This is a genomic window from Actinomadura citrea, from assembly GCF_013409045.1.
Lineage (GTDB): Bacteria > Actinomycetota > Actinomycetes > Streptosporangiales > Streptosporangiaceae > Spirillospora > Spirillospora citrea.
Genome location: NZ_JACCBT010000001.1, coordinates 269,119 through 284,350 on the forward strand (window position 1 = coordinate 269,119; position 15,232 = coordinate 284,350).

Sequence of the window (15,232 nt, forward strand, 5' to 3'; positions counted from 1 at the left end):
TGACAACCCCTAGGGGGTATGGGTGATTCCGAGATCCGGGTCACACCGGCCCCAGGGTTTTCCACAGGTGTCCACAGGGCTGTGGACGAACGTTCCGGCGGCGCTGCTCTTCGCGGATACTGAAGCCATGCCTGAGCTACCTGAGGTGGAGGCGCTGGCGGGGTTCCTGCGGGAGCGCGCGGTCGGCCATGCCGTCGCCCGTGTCGATGTTCTCGCCATCTCCGCGCTGAAGACCTACGACCCGCCGGTGACCGCGCTCGGCGGGCTGACCGTCACCGGCGCGGCCCGGCACGGCAAGTTCCTCGACCTGGACGTCGACGGGCTGCACCTCGTCGTCCATCTCGCCCGCGCCGGCTGGCTGCGCTGGCGCGACGAGATCCCGGCCAAGCCCGTCCGGCCCGGGGGGAAGAACCCGCTCGCCCTGCGCGTGCACCTGGACGACGGCTCGGGCTTCGACCTCACCGAGGCCGGCACCAAGAAGGGGCTCGCCGTCTACGTCGTCCGCGACCCCGACGACGTGCCCGGCGTGGCGTCCCTCGGCCCCGACCCGCTGGACGAGTCGTTCACCACCGCGGCCCTGGCCGGGATCGTCAACGGCAAGCGCAGCCAGATCAAGGGCCTGCTGCGCGACCAGAAGGTGATCGCCGGGATCGGCAACGCCTACTCCGACGAGGTGCTGCACGTCGCCAGGATGTCCCCGTTCAAGATCGCTTCCTCGCTGACCGAGGAGGACGTCGCCGTCCTGCACGAGGCGATCGTCACCACGCTGCGGGACGCGGTGGAGCGCTCGCGCGGCCTCGAAGCGCAGGACCTCAAGGGCGAGAAGAAGACCGGCCTGCGGGTGCACGGGCGCGCCGGGCAGAAATGCCCGGTGTGCGGGGACATGGTCCGCGAGGTGTCGTTCGCCGACTCCGCGCTCCAGTACTGCCCCACCTGCCAGACGGGCGGCAAGCCGCTCGCCGACCGCCGCATGTCCCGCCTCCTCAAGTAGCGCCGGGCGAATCCGGCTGTGGGCCGGAGGGCCCGGGCGTATCGTGTCGCGCGTCGACTGCGGTGATCGCGTTCTCAGGAGCCGCCATGGGATACCCCCCACCCCCACCCTTCCCGCCCGGCGGCCCTGGTCACGGCGCCCCGCCGCCGCCCTACGGCGCGCCTCCGCCCGCTCCGCCGTCCCCGCCTCAGGGCCCGCCTCCCGGCTACGGCCGGCCGCCGCAGGCGCCCGGTTACCCGGCACCCCAGCAGGGCGGTTACCCGGCACCCCAGCAGGGCGGCTATCCGGCACCGCAGCAGGGCGGCTACCCCATGCCGCAGCATCCGCAGCACCCCCAGCCGCCGCAGCAGCCCGCCGACCTGTACGGGTCGCCGATCCTCGTCTACGACCAGCCGGCGCAGTTCTTCTCCACCGAGGCGAACTACACGATCTGGAGCCCGCAGGGGCAGCCCGCGGCGTACGTCCGGGAAGAGGGGGTGAGCGGCGCGAAGAAGGCCCTGCGCGTCATGAACCAGGGCAGCCAGACCAAGGCCGAGCGCAAGCTGTCGATCTTCCGTCCGGACGGCATGCCGTACTTCCTGTTCCACAAGCCGTACGGGTTCATGGGCACGCCCCGGATGCAGATCCTGACTCCGCACGGCGGGCTGGTCGGGCACCTGCGCAAGCGGGCGATGCGCGGCTGGGAGATCCTCGACCCGCACGAGCGGCAGATCGGCTACTACGAGCTGCTGAGCGGCCGGATCACCGACTGGCAGCAGCAGGAGCTCGCCCGGATCCAGCGCGGCTTCGACGGGATGGGCGAGTTCCTCTCCCAGGTGTTCACCGGGGCCGACCGCTACGTCCTGCGCCTGCACGTCCAGTTGCAGGAGCCGATGCGCACGCTCGTGCTGGCCTGCCCGCTGGCGTTCGACACCGCCGTCGCCCAGAACCGCAGCATCGGCGGCTGGCTCTGACCGGCGGCCGCACGCGCCGTGAGACGGGTCAGGCCCCGGCGGGCGCCGGGGCCTGACCTTCGGGTCGTGAACGGAGCCGGAACGGGGATGGCTCGTCCGGATGGATCGAGATGGGTCGGGACGGGGTCAGCGGACCTTCGGGACGTTCCCGAAGACCGGGCCGATCTGGCTCCAGCGGTGCAGCTGGCAGCCGTCGTCACGGGTGAACGTGGTGTCGATCTGCTTGCCCTGCCAGGTGCCCTTGACCGTGGCGATCTCCGGACCGCCGTAGATCTCGGTGCACATCTGGTCCTTGGGGACGGGTGTGAAGGGTTCCTTGACCTTGGTGAGCGCCGCGCAGGCGCCCGCCGCCTCGGGATGGTCGCCGCCGGGCGGGTCGCAGGTCAGCCGCCAGGTCTTGGCGGGCGCCTCCTTGGAGGCCTTGACCTGCACGGTCAGCGTGTCCGCCGGTGAGCCGGACGGCTGCACGGATGTCGTGCCCGAAGGTGCTCCGGCGGAGTTCCCGTTTGCCTGTTCGTCGCCGCAGGCGGCCGTGGACAGGAGCATGGCCAGCCCGGGCGCTGCCAAAAGGAGCGTCCGATACCGCATGCGTGATTCGACGCAGGGGGGCTTCGCGCGGTTCCATGGGGGGTGTGATGAATTTCGGGGAAGACGTACCGGCCGTGGTCGCCGCGGACGTTCCGCAGGACGGCTACCTGCTGGACGTCCGGGAACAGGACGAGTGGGACGCGGGCCACGCGCCCGCGGCGGTCCACATCCCCATGCGCCAGCTCGGCGACCGCGCGGGGGAGGTCCCGCGCGACCGGGAGGTCTATGTGATCTGCCGGTCCGGGGCACGGTCCGCGCAGGTCACGTCCGCGTTGAACCAGGCGGGGTGGCTGGCGAGGAACGTCGACGACGGCATGCACGGGTGGGCCGAGGCCGGGCGCCCGATGGAGGGTGCGGGGGACGGCCCGCCCTACGTCGCGTGATCTAACGGATGTTGTGTGATCTGACCCGGATGCCCCCTTTTAGGGCGTGACGGGCGGTTGTACGATCGGGCCTGACCGATAACCGCGGGAGCTCGGGCCACAGCCGGGCTGAGAGGGCGGCCTCCAAGGCGTCGCCGACCGCATGAACCTGTCCGGGTAATGCCGGCGTAGGGAGCGTGTCCCGTGACGTCTGATGTCGACAAGCGCCCTCAGGGCGAGCACGCCCGCGACGAGGTCCCGTACACCCTCGACGAGCCGGCCCCCAAGGTCCTCGGATTCTGGGACCAGAGCGCCTTCTGGGGGAACCTCGGCGTCAGCCTTCTGGCCTTCTCCGGCGCCTACACCGTCCTCGCGCCGGACGCCGACGGCCGGCCGACGATCTCGATCATGGCGGGCATCGTCGCGATGGCCGTCGGGACGATCCTCGGCGGGCTGATGCTCGGCCTCGCCGCCGTGCCGGGCGCGCGCACCGGGCAGCCCGCGATGGTGCTGCTGCGCGGCCTGTTCGGCGCGAAGCTGTCGTACGCGCCGACCGTCCTCAACATCGCCCAGCTCGTCGGGTGGGGCACCTTCGAGCTGATCGTCATCGCCGACGCCGCCCGCGAGCTGTGGGACGGCGTCCCGCGCTGGGGCTACGTGGTCGCCGCCGGCGCGGTCACGACCGTGCTGACGGTCTGGCCGCTCGGCTCGGTGCGGTTGCTGCGCCGCTACGTGACCGTCGCGGTGGCGATCGCGCTCGTGTACTTCTACGTCCGGCTCGTCCGGGAGCCGCTGCCCGACCTGACGCAGGGCTCGTGGGGCGGGTTCTGGCTCGGCGCGGACGCCGCGCTCGCCGTGTCGATCTCCTGGGTCCCGGTCGCCGCCGACTACACCCGGCACGCGCGCACCGAGCGCGGGGCGTTCGGCGCCGCGGCCGTCGGCTACTCCGTCACGCAGATCGTCGCCTACGTCCTCGGGCTGCTCGCGCTGGCGCTGGTCGCGGGCGACTCGGGCAAGATCTTCGACCCGTTCCTCGGCGCCTCGCTGGGCGTGGTGTTCTTCGCGGTGTTCGTGCTGCGGGAGGCCGACCAGTCGTTCGCCGACACCTACTCCACCGCGGTGTCGATCCAGAACCTGTTCCCCCGGGCCGACCGCCGGGTGCTGAGCGTCGCGCTCGGCATCGGCATCACCGTGCTCGCGCTGGTCCTGGACATCGGCGACTACGCCGGCTTCCTGTCACTGATCGGATCGGTGTTCGTGCCGATGCTCGGCGTCCTCGCCGCCGACTTCTTCCTCGGCCGCCGCCGGGCGGGCGGCTGGGACGTCTCGCGGACCGCGCCGTCCCGCTGGGGCATGATCGCGGCATGGGCGATCGGGTTCGTCGTCTACCAGCTCGTCAACCCGGGCACGGTCGCCCGCTGGACCGCGTTCTGGTCGGACGTCCGGGACGCGCTGCACTTCACGCCGCAGACGTGGATGAGCGCCTCGCTGCTGTCGTTCCTGGTCGCAGGGGTCGCGGCCCTGCTCATCGGCAGGCTTACCAGACGGTAAGGTTTGGGTCGAAAGCAAGTTTCGGCGCAAGTTGCCCGGCGGCAGGCCGGAGTGCGGTGGCACGATGACAGACGTGTATCAGCACGTGCACGATCCGATCGCGCGGGCCGTCATCGAGAGCGCCGCCGACGCGATCGTAGCCGTGGACCAGCGGCACCGGGTCACCGTGTGGAACCCGGCGGCCGAGCGCATGTTCGGCTGGAGCGCCGAGGAGGTGCTCGGCCGGGTCCCGCCGATCGTCCCCGACGAGCTGAAGGCCGAGCACAACGCCGTCCAGGAGCGGCTCCTCACCCGGCCCGGCGGCGAGGGCGACGGCGACGGCGGGCAGATCTCGATCGCCACCCGCCGCTTCCACCGCGGCGGACGGCTCATCGACGTCCGCATCGACACGAGCCTGCTGAAGGATCCGAGCGGCACGCTGCTCGGCTGGGTCGGGGTGTACCACCCGGTCGAGGACGACGAGATCGTCCAGCACCGCATGACCGAGCGGGCCCGGCTCGTCCGGCGGCTGAACGACATCGTCGCCGACCTCGGCGCCGAGCTCGACCTCGCCGTCGTGCTCGACCGGATCACCGCCGCGCTCATCGAGCTGACCGGCGCCGACGCCGGCGGCTTCGTCAAGATCGAGGGCGATCGGCTGCGGCTGGTCAGCATGTCCGGGCTGCCGGAGCGGATGCGCGGCCGGTGCGCCGAGCTGCGGCCGAGCCTGGTCGGGGAGCTGCTGCGGTCGGGCAAGACCGTCAAGCTGGCCACGGGCGAGCGGCGCCTCGGCGACCTGATCTGGTCGGAGCTGCCCGGCCTGCACACGATCGCCCTCGGCCTCTCGTACCTGCAGAACCGGCCGTACGGCGCGATGTACGCGCTGTTCTCCGGACGCAAGGTCGGGCACACCGAGCTCGAACTGCTGGAGCTGCTCGCCGGGCACGCCGGGGTCGCGGTCGGCAACGCCGTCGCCTACGCGGAGGTCGTCCGGCAGCGGGCGCACGAGCGCGCCGTCATCGACTCCAGCGCCGACGGCATCGCGGTGCTGGACCACGACCTCGTCGTCCGGCACTGGAACAACGCCGCGCACACCCTCACCGGCATCCCGCCGGAGGACGCGATCGGGCGTCCGCTGCCGTTCGACATGCCCGCGCTCGGCGAGATGCTCACGTTCCGCCTGGAGTCGGGCACGTGGCTGAACGTGCTGGCCGCCGAGATCGAGGAGACCGGCGAGCTGGTCGTCGACTTCCGCGACGTCTCGGAGGCCAAGGCGCTGGAGGAGGCCAAGGACCTGTTCCTCGCCACGACCAGCCACGAGCTGCGGACCCCGATCACGGTCGTGCAGGGGTTCGCGTCCACGCTGGTCAACCGGTGGGACGAGCTGACCGACGCCGACCGCCGCGCCGCCGTCGCCACCATCGCCGAGCGCGCCCAGTCGCTCGGGCGGCTCGTCGAGCACCTGCTGCTCGGCTCCCGCGCCGGGGCCGACGAGCTGGCCGTGACGATCGAGCCGTTCGACCTCGCCCGCGTCCTGGAGGGCGTGGTCGCCGGGTTCCGCTCGCTGTCGCCGCTGCACCGGGTGGAGCTGGAGATCGACCCCGACCTGCCGCTGTGCAGCGGGGACGCGATGGCCACCGACATCGTCCTCGGGCAGCTGCTGGAGAACGCGTTCAAGTACTCCCCGGACGGCGGAACCGTGCGGGTGCGGGCCCGCCGCGAGGGCCCGGGCATCGTCGTCACGGTCTCCGACGAGGGCATCGGCATCCCGATCGGGGACCATGAGCGGATCTTCGAGCGGTTCGTCCAGGGGGACGCGGGGGACCGCCGCCGGTTCGGCGGCATCGGGCTCGGCCTGTACATCGTCAGACGGCTGACGGAGGCGCAGGGCGGCACGATCTCCGCCCATCCCGCACGACGTGAGACATCTCACATCGAACCCACCCAAACTTCCAACAACGGAACTTTTGGCGCTGAAATCCCCGAAGAAGAGCAGACCACTCGGCTACTCTCCGTCACCGAAAGGCGCGGACCCGCAGGTGGCGCACGGGCGGGCGAGGGGACGTGCATGCGCCTCGTGTTGCGTTCGGCGCGCTGAGCGGACGGTTACTTACCGTGCGGACAGTCCGTCCCGGGCGGTCCGGTGAGACGTGCGTGACCAGCGCTTTCCGCGGTCTCGCGGGGTGGCAGGCTGGGAACGGTGCGGAGAAGTGCGGTGTCGGCGGGGTGTGACGGACGAAACGCGTGTGTGAGGAGTAAATCCGCCGTTGGCTGGATAGATCCTTGGTTGGTCGCCGTTGGTGACGAGATTCCGATCCCGGGGGTGATCACCGTGACCGGACGGCCGATGACTCGTTGTGCAGGTGGTGAACTGATCCGTTCGGGTTTCCCGTCATGGCCATCAGGGCATTTCGGACGTACCGGAAGGGTGATGACGGGACTCGTCCGAGCGAGCGGAGTATCGGGGAGGTGAGGGCGTCGAGCGTCGTACTGCTGCCACACGCACCGTCCAGCGTCGCGGTCGCCCGCAGGCGCCTCAGCTCGGAGCTGACCGACTCCGGCGTCTACGACTCGGTCGTGGACGACGCCAGTGTCATCGTCAGCGAGCTGCTCAGCAACGCTCTGCGGCACGCGCGGCCGCTGCCGTCCGGCCAGGTGAAGGTCTGCTGGCTGTGCCGCGGCGACCTCCTCGAAGTGGAGGTCAGCGACGGCGGCGCCATGACCGAGCCGCGTCGCGGCCCGGGAACGCTGTCCTCGCTCGGCGGGCGCGGGCTCGGCATCGTCGAGGCCCTGTCCGAGGGCTGGGGAGTGCGCCACGAGGACGGCACCACGACGGTCTGGGCCATTCTGCGGACGCCCAGGTCGTCCGGCGACGACCGGATGGACGCTCCTGCCGGTGCGCACGCCGTCGTACCGGATCTCTCCGCATTTCCGGACCTGCTCGACGAGCCGGACGAAGACCTCTGCAACGGAAGCAGGAGTGAAGTGGCTCGAAGCCGGGCATATCCGGCATAGAGCGACCCTGCCTGGAAGGAACCCCGCCCGACCTTGTATGGTCCTCTCCAACGCTCGGGCGATGTCGTGCCCCCGTCGACATCGCGAGCGTTGATGGTTCTTCCCGGCGCCGCGCGCCTCTGAGCCCCCGGCGCCGGGAAGAACACAAAATCCGCTCTTGAGCCGTGCGGCTCGGGCGAGGCTCAGATCTCCTCGCGGAGGATCGGGCACGACATGCAGCGGGGACCGCCCCGCCCCGTCCCGAGCTCGCTCCCGCTGATCCGGATGACCTCGATCCCGGACGCCTCCAGCTGCGCGTTGGTCTCGATGTTGCGTTCGTAGGCGACGCACAGGCGCGGGGCCACGGCGAGGGTGTTGTTCCCGTCGTCCCACTGCTCGCGCTCGGCGGTGACCGGGTCGAGGCCGGTGTCGATCACCTTGAGGCGGTCCAGGCCCATCGCGTCGGCGGCGGCCTGGAGGAACGGGCGCGGCTCGGCGACGTTCAGGTGGCCGTCGTCCAGCGTCACCGTGTAGGCGGTCAGCGAGTGCGCCACCGGCGGGTACATCACGACGGTGTCGACGTCGACCATCGTGCAGACGGTGTCGAGGTGCATGGTGGCGCGCTCCTGCGCGATCGGCACGGCCAGCACCGTACGGGCCAGGCCGGCCCCGATCACCTGGCGGGCCAGGCGCTCGACCCCCGCCGGAGTCGTCCGCTCGCCGGTGCCGACGGCGATCACACCCGGGCGCAGGAGCAGGACGTCGCCGCCCTCCAGATGCTCCAGCGACGGCGTGTAGACCGGCTCCACCCCGGCGAACCGCGGATGGTGCGCGTAGACCAGCCCGGTGAGGGCCGACTCGCGCCGCCGCGCCTCCATCGCGAGGCTCGTCACCGCGACGCGGTCGCCGATCCAGGTGCTGTTGTCGCGGGTGAACAGCAGGCCCGGCAGCGGGTCGACGATGAAGTCCTGCTCGTCCATCAGCCGGTAGACGAGGCCGTGCCCGGCCTTCAGCTCCTCGTGAGCGAGCCCGGCGATCAGGGTGTGCGCGAGGTTCTCCGGGTCGAGCCCGCGCAGATGGTCCTCGACGACGCGGCGGAGCTGGTCGCCGAGGCGCAGGTCGACGATGGCGTCGGCGATCGCCTGCTCGCGCGCGGCCTCGTACTCCAGGGCGTCCTGCAGCAGCTCGGTCACGTAAAGGACCTCGACGCCGCGCGACCGCAGCGCCTCGGCGAACGCGTCGTGCTCCTCCTGCGCGCGGCCCGCCCACGGGATCGCGTCGAACAGGAGCTTGTCGCTGTTGCGCGGGGTCAGCCGCTTGAGCTCCGCGCCGGGACGGTGCAGCAGCACCGTCCGCAGCCGTCCGACCTCGCTGGTGACCCGGTGCTCGTGCGCTGTCTTCGCTGCCGTCACCCTCCGCAGTCTAGGCGGCGGACGCTATGCCACCATTCGAGGGTGATCGGCAGGAACGCGGGGCTTCCCCTCCACCTCACGTCGGCGACGATGCTGCGCGTGTCCGCCGAGGGGGTCGCGACCGCGCTCGTCCTGACCGTCCAGGCGCGGACGGGCCACGCCGCCACCGCCGGGTACCTGCAGACCGCGATGACGCTGCCGTACGTGCTGAGCGGGCCCGTGATCGGGAACGCGCTGGACCGGGTGGCGCGCCCCCGCCGCGGCGCCGTCGCCCTCGCCGCCTGCTACGTCGCCGCGACCGGGCTGCTGCTGGTCCTCGCGGGGCGCTCGCCGCTCGTCCTGGCGCTGGTCGTCGCCGCCGTGATCGGCTGCACCGAGCCCATCGTCGTCGCGCTGACCAGCCTGCTGCCCCGGTTCGTCCCCGCCGGCCGGCTCTCGCGCGCCTACGGCCTGGAGGCCTCCAGCTACAACGTCGCCGGGATCGCCGGCCCCGGCCTCGCCGCCGGCCTGGCCGCCGTGGCCGGCGGCCAGTACGCCGGGATCGCCGTGGTCGCGGTCGGCGCCCTCGGCCTCCTGACCCTCCCGTTCCTGCCCTTTCCCGGCCCGTCCGCGAGCGCGGACGGCGCGGCGCCGGGTTCGGCTGCGGTGGAGGCCGCCGCCGACACGGGCGCGGTCGGCGGGCGGGCGGCGGCCATCGAGACGGCGACGGGCGCCGAGGCGCGTCCGGTGCCGGCCGGAGTGGTCTCGGTGATCACGGGCGGGCTGGTGGTGCTGGCGCAGGGCCGGGTGCTGCGGGCGCTGACCGTCGCGACGACGCTCGCGTGGATGGGCTTCGGCGGCGTCGCCGTCACGGCGGTGCTGCTCGCCGAGCACATCGGCGCGCCGCCCAGCGCGGGCGGACGGCTCCTGGTGGCCATGGCGGTCGGCTCGCTGATCGGCTCTCTGGCGGCCAGCCGGTGGCTGACGCCCAAGCACGCCGAACCCGTCATGATCGCCGGGCTCGTCGCGTTCGGGGCGTCGCTCGCCGCCCTCGCCGTCACGCCGTCCATGCCATGGGCGACGGCGGCGTTCGTCGCCGCGGGGATCGCGGAGGGACCGGTGTTCGCGGCCACGCTCATGCTGCGCCAGCGCGAGTCGCCCCCGGACCGGCTCGGTCAGGTCAACACCACGGGCGGCAGCCTCAAGATCGGCGCATCCGCGGTCGGCGCCGCGCTGACCGCCGCGTCCGCCGACGCGATCGGCCCGGTCGGCCTGGTCCTCGCGATCGCCGGATTCCAGCTCGCGGGCGCCCTCCTCGGCTACCTCCTCCTGCGCACTCCCGAACGCGAGGCCGGCGTCGTCGAGGACGGTGCCTGAACCGGAGGGACCCGCCCACGGCCGCACGGACAAGAGGGGGTGAAACGTCCACGACCGAGAGGCCGCGCATGCCGACAACGAGCCGCTCCTCGCCACCGCGGCCGGGCCCGCCGCCGAAGACGTCGCCGCCGAGACCTTCCTCATCGCCTTCGACCGCCGCCGCCACTACGACGCGGCGCATCGCGGGCAAGGGCCATCCGTTCGGGCCGCCGGGCACGACGACCCAGTCCAGTGCCCTTCTGAACACAGCGATCGTGGACCGGGCCCCGCGTCCCGGGCCTGCCGCGACCCCGTCCGGCTGCTGAACCCGGAAGGACAATGACCGGCCCTGCGCCAAGGGCAGGGCCGGTCGCCGCGGGCGGCTGAATAATCGGTCGACTTCCGCCGGGGGCGGCCGTAATGTCCGAGGCATGTTCTTCGCAGCCGGCACCCGGACGCTCGCAGGCATCGCCCTGCTGAGCGCGGTGCCGGCTGCCTTCTCGGCAGTGGCAGCGGGCGCGGCAGTCCGAAGCTGACCCCTCTCCGTCCCGTCTCCGGAGAACCAGCGGAGGGGGGTGGTCCAGGACTGGGCGCCTGTGTGCGCGCAGTCGGTTCTCACCGGATCCACCAGTGAGGACGAGACCATGGCCAAGCAGCTCTACGAGCGCGACAAGCCGCATCTGAACATCGGCACGATGGGGCACGTCGACCACGGCAAGACGACGCTGACCGCGGCGATCACCAAGGTGCTCGCCGACCGCGGGCTGGCGTCCCCGGTGCCGTTCGAGCGCATCGACCGCGCGCCCGAGGAGCGCGACCGAGGCATCACGATCAACGTCGCGCACGTCGAGTACGCGACCGCGACGCGGCACTACGCCCATGTCGACATGCCGGGCCACGCCGACTACGTCAAGAACATGATCTCTGGTGCCGCCCAGGTGGACGGGGCCGTGCTGGTCGTGTCCGCCCAGGACGGCGCCATGCCGCAGACGCGCGAGCACATCGTGCTGGCGCGGCAGGTCGGCGTCGGGCACGTCGTGGTGGCGCTGAACAAGGCCGACATGGTCGAGGACAACGAGCTCCTCGACCTCGTCGAGCTGGAGGTCAGGGAGCTGCTCACCGAGTACGGGTTCCCCGGCGAGGAGGTCCCGATCGTGCGCGTGTCCGGCCTCCGGGCGCTGGAGGGCGACCCGTACTGGACGGCCCGGATCGTCGACCTGCTCGACGCGATCGACGCCTACGTGCCCGTGCCGCGCAGGGTGCTCGACAGGCCGTTCCTGATGCCGGTCGAGAGCGTCCTCACGATCACCGGGCGCGGCACCGTCGTGACCGGCGTCGTGGCGCAGGGCGCGATACGGGTCGGGGACGCCGTGGAGGTCGTCGGGCTCGGCGCGACGTTCGGCTCCGTCGCGACGGGGCTGGAGACGTTCGGGCGGACGATGGACCACGCCGAGGCGGGCGACAACACCGCCATGCTGCTGCGCGGCGTCAAGCGGGACCAGGTGCGGCGCGGCCAGGTGGTCAGCGCACCGGGCGCGATCCGGCCGCACCTGCGGTTCCGGGCGCAGGTCCGGGTGCTGACCGCCGACGAGGGCGGGCGGAGCAGGCCCTTCCTCCACGGCTACCGGCCGCAGTTCCACTTCCGCACCACGGACGTGGTCGGCGGCGTCGACCTCGGCGAGGGCGGCATGGCGCTGCCCGGCGACTCGGTCGAGATGGCCGTCGAGCTGGGCAAGCCGGTCGCGATGACCGAGGGGCTCGGTTTCGCCATCCGTGAGGGCGGCCGGACGGTCGGCGCGGGCACCGTGACCGCGTTGCTCGACTAGCGGCAGAGGGGCTCCGGCATCCGCCGGGGCCCCTTAGCCTTGATCGGGTAGACCCCCGCCCTCCGGTGACCGAGTGGTCGCGAACGGCTGGCGGATGCGATCTTGATGTGGTGAGATTCCGACATCACCCCCGCAGCATTCCCCGTCTGGAGCACGTGTGCGATCCCCCCGCGCCCTGATTCCCCTGCTCTCGGTCTGTGCGGCCGCCGCGGTCGTGGCCGCGGCCGCCACCGGAGCCAGCATCGAGGGCCTGCCGGGCGGCGGAGGTCCCGCCCACGCCGACGGGGCGGCCCCCCGCCCCGCCGCCGTGACGATCAACGCGGTGAGCTGGAACGTCTGCGGCGGCTCCGACTGCCCCTCCGGCGCTGCGCCCGCCAAGCTCACCAAGGAGGTCGTCCAGCGGATGCGGGCGACCGAGGTCGGCGGGCGCACGGTGCGGCCGAACGCCGCCCTCCTCCAGGAGGTCTGCGAGGGTCAGATCCGCACGTTCAAGACGTCCCTGCCCAAGTGGAGCTGGGCGTTCGCGCCCGGCGACGAGGCGTGCGCGGCCGGGCAGGGGCGCGCGGGCGTCGCCATCGGCACCGACGCCCCGCTCACCGCGCACCGGCAGGCCAGGCTGCCCGCCCCCTCCGGGAGCACCCGGATCGCCCTGTGCGGCGAGGTCCCGTCCTGGACGACGCGCGTCTGCGTCGCCCAGCTCAGCGAGACCGAGAGCGCCCAGTGGCGCCGCAAGGAGGCCGGAGCCCTCACCACCCTCGCGGGCACGGACCGCGTCCTCGTCGGCGGCGACCTCGCCGACGCCCCGGAGAGCCCGGCGCTCGACCCCCTCTACGCCGCCTACGACGAGTGCGACCAGTCCGGCTCCTCCCGGACGGGGGCGAACACCCGGCAGAACTGGCAGGGCACCGCGCTCACCAAGACCGACTACCTGTTCATCGGCAAGTCGGCCGCCGTCTCCTGCAGCGTCCCGGCGGCCCCCGTCAAGACCTCCGACCACCGCCCCCTCTCAGCGGTAGTCCGCTACCAGTAATCCCGCGTTTTTCTCCTCCTTCGGGCCTGGCGGCCCTCCATCGTCGATAAACGCAAGCGATCGCTGGCATCGCTTCGACTCGCCTTGCGGCTCGCTGCGCGATCAGGTTCTCGCTTCGCTCGAACCTGCCTTCGGACGCGATCGCGGCACTTCAGGTCGTCGCGGGTGAGGGGGGTTTCAATTAACCCCTCGGTCCGTGCCGTGCCAGTAGGGGGCGCGGAGGTCGCGCTTGAGGATCTTTCCGGTGGGGTTGCGCGGGATCGCCTCGCGGCGCTCGACCGAGGTGGGGCACTTGAAGTGGGCCAGGCGGTCGCGGCAGTAGTCGATGATCTCCTGGTCGGAGACGTCCTCGGTCGTCACGACGATCGCCTTCGGCGTCTCGCCCCAGCGCTCGTCCGGGACGCCGATGACCGCGCAGTCGCCGACGGCGGGGTGGCCCATCAGGACGTTCTCCACCTCGGCGGGGTAGATGTTCTCTCCGCCCGAGATGATCATGTCCTTGACGCGGTCGTGGATGTAGAGGTAGCCGTCCTCGTCGAGGTAGCCGGCGTCGCCCGTCCGGAACCAGTTGTCCTCGGACAGCGCGCTCGCGGTCGCGTCCGGCATGCCCCAGTAGCCCTTCATGTTCTGCGGCGTCCGGCAGATGATCTCGCCCACCCGGCCGGACGGCAGCTCCTCCTCGGTGGCCGGGTCCACGATCCTGAGCTCGGTGGTGTCGTTCGGAAGGCCGGCGCTGCGGAGCCGGTGCGCGTTCGGACCGTCCGGGTCGTGGTCCTCGGGGGGCAGCGAGGTGATCGCACCGGTGACCTCCGTCAGGCCGTACACCTGCCGGAACTCGGTGGTCGGCAGCATCGCCATGGCGGTGCGCAGGACGTCCTCGCTGATCGGGGACGCGCCGTACAGCATGAGCCGCAGGCTGGACATGTCGGACGCGGTGACCTCGGGGATCAGCGGCATGAACTGCAGCAGCACCGGGACGAGGAAGATGTGCGTGACGCGGTTCCGCTCGATGCCCCGCGCGATCGCGGTCGGGTCGGGCTCGCGCGTGATCACCCCGGTGAGGCCGTTGTAGACCGCGGAGACGGTGAGCACGTTGCCGGCCACGTGGTACATCGGCATCGCGATCATCAGCACGGACGACTCGTCGATGTTCCACACGTCGTTGGTCGCCGCGAGCGCCGCGAGGAAGTTGTCGTGCGTCAGCATGACGCCCTTGGGCAGCCCCGTCGTGCCGGACGAGTAGAGCTGGACGAACACGTCCCCGCTGTCGGGCTCGTATGCCGGGATCTCGGCGGGGGCGGCGTCGATCCAGGCGGCATAGTCCTGGTGGGCGGGGTCCTGGTGGGCGGGGTCGGCGCCGGCGATGACGACCGTCAGGTCGGTGTGCTCCAGCTTGCCCGCGATCGCGTCCAGGACGGGGAGGAACTCGGGGCCGACGACGAAGACCTTCGCCTGCGCGTTGTTGACGATGTAGGCGACCTCGTCGGGTGCCAGCCGGTAGTTCACCGGGACCTGCGCGGCGCCGATCCGGGTCGCGCCGAAGAGCAGCTCGGCGTATTCGAGGGAGTTCTTGTCGAGGACGGCGACCCGGTCGCCGGGGCCCAGCCCGGCGGCGGCGAGGGCCGCGGCCACCCGGTCGACGCGCCGGTCGAAGTCGCGGTAGGAGATCTCGGTGTCGCCGGCGATGTACGCGACACGATCGGGATAGGCGAGCGCTCGTTCGCGCAGCACTCCGTCAAGACCTGGCACGTTGGGCCCCTTCGCCGATGACCGCCTGGTTATTCCGGCATCATGCGGTCACCGGTGACATCGCGGCAAGGGGATCGGGCCGCTCGCCTAGCGGCTTTTCGACATCTTGGAGACCGCGGTCACGGCGAGTACCACCACGACGGCGACGAGTCCGATGAAGAAGAAGAACTTCAGCATCGAGAAGATCGCGCCGATGACGGTGACCACCAGCCACACCGCGAGAAGCACACCGAGGATGGTCAGAATCGTCTTACCCATGACTCCACCGTATGCGCTCGCCTCCCAGGGGTCATCAGCCTGCGGGACGACCTGGGCACCGCCGTGCGGCGGAGGCGCACCCTGAGGACCCCCGGGGACGGGACCCTGACCCGGACCAGGGCGGCGCCGCCGGTGGGGCTGCATGATCGACTCCTTACGGGGTGGTGACATCCGGTGTGGGTCCGGCGGACGGGGCCTAGCTTT

At 71.7% G+C, this 15,232-nt stretch carries 13 protein-coding genes and 1 riboswitch; of the genes, 9 read left to right on the forward strand and 4 right to left on the reverse strand.

The window, feature by feature from the left end; genetic code table 11:
* Nucleotides 1-127 precede the first annotated feature (127 nt).
* Entirely contained in the window at nucleotides 128-991 is an 864-nt protein-coding gene (locus BJ999_RS01390) for an Fpg/Nei family DNA glycosylase (RefSeq protein WP_179831556.1), read from the forward strand.
* A gap of 86 nt (nucleotides 992-1,077) precedes the next feature.
* Entirely contained in the window at nucleotides 1,078-1,944 is an 867-nt protein-coding gene (locus BJ999_RS01395) for an LURP-one-related/scramblase family protein (RefSeq protein WP_179831557.1), read from the forward strand.
* Between the two features lie 126 nt (nucleotides 1,945-2,070).
* On the opposite strand, the gene BJ999_RS01400 is transcribed toward BJ999_RS01395, so the two are convergent.
* Nucleotides 2,071-2,532: an SSI family serine proteinase inhibitor gene (locus BJ999_RS01400; protein ID WP_179831558.1), complete on the reverse strand. Its 462-nt coding sequence runs from the start codon at nucleotides 2,530-2,532 to the stop codon at nucleotides 2,071-2,073.
* A gap of 47 nt (nucleotides 2,533-2,579) precedes the next feature.
* Here BJ999_RS01400 and BJ999_RS01405 point away from each other — a divergent pair, with 47 nt between their 5' ends.
* The 4 genes from BJ999_RS01405 (at nucleotide 2,580) to BJ999_RS01420 (ending at nucleotide 7,439) form a co-directional block, all read left to right on the forward strand.
* Nucleotides 2,580-2,915 (forward strand): rhodanese-like domain-containing protein, encoded by a 336-nt coding sequence (locus tag BJ999_RS01405; protein WP_179831559.1) that lies wholly within the window; start codon nucleotides 2,580-2,582, stop codon nucleotides 2,913-2,915.
* 74 nt (nucleotides 2,916-2,989) lie between these two features.
* A riboswitch (TPP riboswitch) is annotated at nucleotides 2,990-3,106 on the forward strand.
* Complete coding sequence (locus BJ999_RS01410) at nucleotides 3,099-4,445, forward strand: purine-cytosine permease family protein (RefSeq protein WP_179831560.1); 1,347 nt, start codon at nucleotides 3,099-3,101, stop codon at nucleotides 4,443-4,445. (Overlaps the previous riboswitch by 8 nt.)
* Nucleotides 4,446-4,509: 64 nt before the next feature.
* A complete protein-coding gene (locus tag BJ999_RS01415) occupies nucleotides 4,510-6,522 on the forward strand; it encodes a sensor histidine kinase (protein ID WP_229810170.1) in 2,013 nt (670 codons plus the stop codon).
* A 371-nt stretch (nucleotides 6,523-6,893) separates the two neighbouring features.
* Nucleotides 6,894-7,439, forward strand: coding sequence for an ATP-binding protein (locus BJ999_RS01420; RefSeq protein WP_229810171.1), 546 nt, complete (start codon nucleotides 6,894-6,896; stop codon nucleotides 7,437-7,439).
* 182 nt (nucleotides 7,440-7,621) lie between these two features.
* On the opposite strand, the gene BJ999_RS01425 is transcribed toward BJ999_RS01420, so the two are convergent.
* Complete coding sequence (locus tag BJ999_RS01425; RefSeq protein ID WP_179831561.1) at nucleotides 7,622-8,830, reverse strand: arginine deiminase; 1,209 nt, start codon at nucleotides 8,828-8,830, stop codon at nucleotides 7,622-7,624.
* A gap of 42 nt (nucleotides 8,831-8,872) precedes the next feature.
* On the opposite strand from BJ999_RS01425, the gene BJ999_RS42780 reads away from it, so the two are divergent.
* The 3 genes from BJ999_RS42780 to BJ999_RS01440 all read left to right on the forward strand — a co-directional run bounded on the left by BJ999_RS42780 (nucleotide 8,873) and on the right by BJ999_RS01440 (nucleotide 13,021).
* A complete protein-coding gene (locus tag BJ999_RS42780; protein WP_179831562.1) occupies nucleotides 8,873-10,186 on the forward strand; it encodes an MFS transporter in 1,314 nt (437 codons plus the stop codon).
* A 623-nt stretch (nucleotides 10,187-10,809) separates the two neighbouring features.
* The gene (gene tuf, locus BJ999_RS01435) at nucleotides 10,810-11,991 is read left to right on the forward strand and encodes an elongation factor Tu (protein WP_179831563.1); all 1,182 of its coding nucleotides are present in this window, start codon (nucleotides 10,810-10,812) and stop codon (nucleotides 11,989-11,991) included.
* A 157-nt stretch (nucleotides 11,992-12,148) separates the two neighbouring features.
* Nucleotides 12,149-13,021 carry an endonuclease/exonuclease/phosphatase family protein gene (locus BJ999_RS01440; RefSeq protein WP_179831564.1) on the forward strand — a complete coding sequence of 291 codons (873 nt, stop codon included), beginning with the start codon at nucleotides 12,149-12,151 and terminating at the stop codon, nucleotides 13,019-13,021.
* 177 nt (nucleotides 13,022-13,198) lie between these two features.
* Here the strand turns inward: BJ999_RS01440 and BJ999_RS01445 are convergent, their stop codons facing one another.
* Together BJ999_RS01445 and BJ999_RS01450 are read right to left on the reverse strand one after the other, a co-directional pair.
* Complete coding sequence (locus BJ999_RS01445) at nucleotides 13,199-14,770, reverse strand: long-chain-fatty-acid--CoA ligase (protein WP_179831565.1); 1,572 nt, start codon at nucleotides 14,768-14,770, stop codon at nucleotides 13,199-13,201.
* Between the two features lie 87 nt (nucleotides 14,771-14,857).
* The gene (locus tag BJ999_RS01450) at nucleotides 14,858-15,028 is read right to left on the reverse strand and encodes a hypothetical protein (RefSeq protein ID WP_179278736.1); all 171 of its coding nucleotides are present in this window, start codon (nucleotides 15,026-15,028) and stop codon (nucleotides 14,858-14,860) included.
* Nucleotides 15,029-15,232: the final 204 nt, after the last annotated feature.